At 43.0% G+C, this 4925-nt stretch carries 7 protein-coding genes; 4 read left to right on the top strand and 3 right to left on the bottom strand.

Annotated features, from left to right (window positions below):
• Positions 1-31: 31 nt before the first annotated feature.
• Positions 32-703, top strand: a complete 672-nt coding sequence (locus tag IIC38_19870; GenBank protein MCH8128181.1) for a hypothetical protein — start codon at positions 32-34, stop codon at positions 701-703.
• Positions 704-774: 71 nt separating this feature from the next.
• On the opposite strand, the gene msrB is transcribed toward IIC38_19870, so the two are convergent.
• Positions 775-1170 (bottom strand): peptide-methionine (R)-S-oxide reductase MsrB, encoded by a 396-nt coding sequence (gene msrB, locus IIC38_19875; protein MCH8128182.1) that lies wholly within the window; start codon positions 1168-1170, stop codon positions 775-777.
• 495 nt (positions 1171-1665) lie between these two features.
• Here msrB and IIC38_19880 point away from each other — a divergent pair, with 495 nt between their 5' ends.
• The 3 genes from IIC38_19880 (at position 1666) to IIC38_19890 (ending at position 3729) form a co-directional block, all read left to right on the top strand.
• Positions 1666-1845: a hypothetical protein gene (locus IIC38_19880; protein MCH8128183.1), complete on the top strand. Its 180-nt coding sequence runs from the start codon at positions 1666-1668 to the stop codon at positions 1843-1845.
• Positions 1846-2051: 206 nt separating this feature from the next.
• Positions 2052-3476, top strand: coding sequence for a DASS family sodium-coupled anion symporter (locus IIC38_19885; protein MCH8128184.1), 1425 nt, complete (start codon positions 2052-2054; stop codon positions 3474-3476).
• A 97-nt stretch (positions 3477-3573) separates the two neighbouring features.
• Entirely contained in the window at positions 3574-3729 is a 156-nt protein-coding gene (locus IIC38_19890; protein MCH8128185.1) for a hypothetical protein, read from the top strand.
• Positions 3730-4095: 366 nt separating this feature from the next.
• Here IIC38_19890 and IIC38_19895 read toward each other — a convergent pair whose 3' ends face one another.
• Together IIC38_19895 and IIC38_19900 are read right to left on the bottom strand one after the other, a co-directional pair.
• On the bottom strand, positions 4096-4272 hold the full coding sequence (locus IIC38_19895) for a hypothetical protein (GenBank protein MCH8128186.1): 177 nt from the start codon (positions 4270-4272) through the stop codon (positions 4096-4098).
• A 111-nt stretch (positions 4273-4383) separates the two neighbouring features.
• Positions 4384-4925, bottom strand: a 542-nt coding sequence (locus IIC38_19900; GenBank protein MCH8128187.1) for a hypothetical protein, incomplete at its 5' end; no start/stop codon positions are given.

Consider the following 4925-nt stretch of genomic DNA (forward strand, 5'->3'; position numbering starts at 1 on the left):
CCCGAATAACTGTGGGATGGATCATATTCTTATGAAAACTTTGAACGAGATGGGTGTAAAATCTCTCAAAGTGCACAATGAAACAACTGTTGACAATGAATTAAAACCTCACTATGTTGCATGGACATGTTTATACCAGGTGCAAAATTCGATATCTATAGATCTAAAAATCGAAATAAGTGAAGGATCCGCTAAAGCCCTGTATACAAAAATAGTAAAAGATGCTGAGTTTTCTGAAGAAAAGATTTTAGATCTCATGATTGAAATTCTCAATATGACAATGGCAAATTACAAAACAGTTTTTGAGAAGAACGGCATTCAGATATTAACACCTTTCATTCCAAAAGCAATGACTGTAGTCAAATTTCCTGCAATTGTTTACGAAAAAGAGAATTCTAAGGAGTTTTATTTCGAAGGCCAAGATATTAGTTTTAAACTTGAAGTGATCGAACAATCAACACCCGTTGAACGGAAATCGCTAAATAAATTGCGCACATTGGAGGTCGTTGCCGAACCTGTTTGCTGGCCGGGTAATAAAGACCGGATCATTCTCAATACCGGTATATTACTAAACGAGTATTATATCTTAAAGCTCAGGGATGTTTTACAGTTTCAGGATCAAGAGTTGATGGTTTCGGTTTACCAACCTTCTAAGTTATCCCGAATTGTTCATTCATATAACGAATTGGTCGAAACAAATTAGATATATTTTGGGGGACTATTAGAAGTTTAAACATTAATTAATTGGGCTTTGCCTTTTATAGCTAATCTTGGTTACTCTTTCTTCTCAAGGTTTAATGCCAAGGAATTCATGCAATATCGCTTATTGGTTGGCGCAGGGCCATCATCAAATACATGCCCAAGATGCGCATCACATCGACTGCAAAGCACTTCAGTTCTGCGCATTCCGCGACTGATATCAAATTCACCCTTCACATTTTCATCTGAAATGGGTTGGTAAAAACTTGGCCAACCCGAACCTGACTCAAATTTGGTTTCGGAACTGAATAATTCATTTCCACAGCAAACACATTTATAAATCCCTTCCTCTTTACAATCATCGTATTCACCCGAAAAAGGCGCTTCTGTTCCTTTTTGCCTGGTAACTTCAAACTGCTGCGGAGTTAATTGTTCTTTCCATTCTTGTTCTGATTTAACAATCTTTTTCATCTTTGAACCTTTCAGTATATAACAAAGGTAATTGATTTCCAACAAATGATATATGCAACAATTTACAATCTTATATTGTATGAAATAAATATCAATTTTTTTTGAAATCCAACTGCAAAATTGTTAATCCAATCAAAGGGATTTTCATATTGTAGAGATGAAGTTTCCCCATAAAAACATATCCTCGGAGAGAATGTATTTATGAAATCAGCACGTATCAGGAAAAACATCATAGATGTTTAATCATTGTAATATCAATTGTTATCTCAAGTACACGATCCGCCAGATGGCGGATCAATAAAAAGACTGAGCATTACTAGAAGGTAAAAAAAGACAAAAATGATGAGTAAAGAATTATTAATCCCCTACGAGGATTTGACCAGTAGAGGGTGAGTGACAATTTCTATAGTAATTCAACTTCTACGAGGTTAGTTTTCAATCAAATACTGCGGAGTAATGCGATTGACCTTATTAAAAGAATGGAAATGTGTTTCAATGAAAAATTCAACCGAGAAGTCCGCACTGGCTTTAACTTTTTCGCTTGGTTTATTGCTCTGTCAAATTCAAGGTGTCTTCGCACAAGATTGGCCGCAATGGCGAAATCCTAATCGTGACGGAATTTTACCGCATCATTTAACGCCAAAATCAATTCCGGTCAGCTTATCTAAAGTATGACAAGTAGCCATCGGTCCAGGTTACTCGTTCAGACACTAATTAACGGAGTTGGATTGCGATCAATACAAGGAATTATCTCAAAGTATCCATTATTATTATAATAATAATAATAATGAACCATTTTTTTACTTTTCTCTGAATCTTAGTTTCAGTATATTTCCTCATTCAAAAAAAAATTATTTTTTTCTTATTGAAAGGATAGCAGAGTGCATGATGATCAGCTCTCATTAAGGCAGCGGTTACGTCGTTTAGCTCCTTGTGTATTTCTAGCTTTGGTTCTTTGGAATCTTCCAATTCCGGATGGACTTAATCCAGTTGGATGGCAGGTTTTTTCTATCTTCATCGCTGTTATTGCCAGTTTCATTATTCGTCCTTTTCCGGTGGGAGCAATGGTGATTTTCGGTCTCGTAGTATTGATGGTAACAAAAACGCTGACGCCTGTTGAAGCATTGGCCGGGTACGCTGACACGACGGTTTGGTTGGTGGTATCCGCATTTCTTATTGCGGGCGTTGTCATTCACACTGGCTTTGGCCGCAGAATTGCACTCCTTCTTGTGAGTCGTTTGGGAAAATCCACAATTGGGTTGGGTTATTCTCTTTGCGGCGCTGAATTGATCCTGGGCCCATTTGTACCCTCCAATACAGCCAGGGGCGGTGGCATCGTTGCGCCAATTACGGATTCATTAGCCAGGGCGCTGGATTCAACTCCGGAAAATCACCCGGAACGAGCCGGACAATATTTAACCCTGGTTGGCGCTCATGCAAACCTGATCGCAGCAGCGATGTTCCTTACCGGTATGGCAGCGAATCCGTTGGTTTCAAGGGCAGCCATGGATGTCTTTAATATAGAATTTGGTTGGGGTACCTGGGCGTTAGGCGCCCTTGTTCCGGGATTGGTTGGCTTTTCCTTATTACCCTTGTTCATTTTCTACCTGGCGAAACCAACCTTGCTTCAAACAAAAGCGGCGCAAGTAGAGGCACGAAAAGAATTAGGCGAAATGGGAGCATGGTCCACCGGAGAAAAGGTCATGGCTGCTGTGTTTATTCTGCTTCTGGGTTTATGGACAACCAAACCATTGCATGGAATGAGTACCACACTAACAGCCTGGATTGGCATAAGCATTTTATTGATTACTCAAACAACTAATTGGGACCGCACTATCAAAAATGACAAAGCATGGGATACCCTTATTTGGTTGGGTGGCTTACTTACCATGGCCAACAGCCTCAAGACACACGGTTTTATCGATTGGTTTGCATTGGCCATGCAAGGCTGGGTGGCAAATATCGATGGGCTAACGGTCACCATAGTTTTAGCCTTGATTTATTTTTATTCTATGTACGCTTTTTCAATGCTGACCGCGCATATTGCTGCTTTAATTGCCGCATTCTTTGCCGTAGCTCTGGCCGCAGGAGCTCCGGCGTTGCTCACAATCGCAATACTTGCCTATTTCTCCAATTTATGCGGAGCGTTGACCAACTACTCAACAGGACCGATTATCGTCTATTTTGGCCTGGGTTATGTCGAACCGCAAAAATGGTTCTCAACCGGATTCCTGGTCGGGCTTTATCATTTAGTGATTTGGCTGACGGTGGGATTGGGTTGGTGGAAGGTGCTTGGATGGTGGTGATGCCGGATGCCAGATGCCGGATGCTGGATGCCAGATGCTGGATGCTGGATGCTGGATACTGGATGCCAGATGCTGGATGCTGGATGCTGGATGCTGGATGCTGGATACTGGATGCTGGATGCTGGATGCCGGATGCTGGATGCTAGATGCCAGATGCTGGATGCTGGATACTGGATGCTATTCCTATGAACTGTCATCCCCGAATGTTTTAATCGGGGATCTTTTTGCCCGAAGCTGGAGGCTGGAGACATAAAAACCAAATTACAAATGACAAAATTCAAAGTACAAATAAATCACAAATTCTAAAAATCAATAATCAAACATATGACTTCCCACCTTGCTGTCATCCCTGCGAAATGCTGGATGGCTGGAATTCCCCTCTTTGAGAGGGGTAGGAAATCCCGTCCGGACGGGATTTTCAGGGGTGTGTAAAATAATCGACGCGGTTGCCCTATCCCATTTCCTCATAAAGGCAGGAGATTGCCACGTCGTGCCGTCCGGACGGCACTCCTCGCAATGACACGGTTATGGATGTTTATTTTTTCTTTCTGCTTTGTGCCTTTGCCACTTTGTTACTTTGTGCCTTTGTTACTCCGTTCTCCCGTTCCCGATTCATCGTCTATCGTCCATTGTCCATCGTCCTTTTCACTTTGTCACTTTGTGCCTTTGTTACTTTGTTACTCCGTATCTCCTGTTCCCGATTCATCGTCTGTCGTCCATTGTCTATCGTCTTTTTTACTTTATTACCCAAAAATATTTCTTTGGGGGCGCCGCCCCCAAACCCCCGGAGTGCCAAAGTTCACCCCTCACGGCTCAGGCCCCGTTAAATGACGCTTCAAACTTTTTTGCAGATACCTTTTTACGTACATAGCTTTAAATCCTTCCTTGAATAAAGTTGACTTCTATTTCACGGGGCAGGCCGAACACAACGGAAACCGTTGATCTCGATCCGATCGGTAACTTCTGTGCTCGCAGCAAAGAAGCGTTCCGAGACTGGTGCATTGATGCTGAGATCGGTCCAATTACCGCCTCGAAAACCCGAGCCTGACGCGCCGGTCACTTCTCCACCGACGAAACCCGGCCAGTCGCCGTTTGTGGCATTGCCATTCATTGACAACAAGCCATCCCCTAGTGTGCCGGTGAAATCCCTGCCAGCTTCGTTACCTATGGTGACCGGACGCTCCCACAAGTTACCGGTCAATTCCATATTGCCGTAAAAACCGGCGCCGGAACGGACCCGCTGGTCGGTCGTGTTATTGGCAGCATTGCCGGCAAAGATCCCCACACGAAGAGGGCCGTTTATACCGCCGTCAGTTGTATGGTAAGAAGCGTTGCCCTCACCCGCAGTGGTTGAATAATTTGCGACAATATTTTCATTGGCCGCACCATCGTTTGCCAGGGTATAGGCAGAGTCTTGAATGCTTGCTGTACCCCAGGCAAATTCATCAG

Source organism: candidate division KSB1 bacterium, from assembly GCA_022566355.1.
In the GTDB taxonomy this organism is placed as follows: domain Bacteria; phylum Zhuqueibacterota; class JdFR-76; order JdFR-76; family DREG01; genus JADFJB01.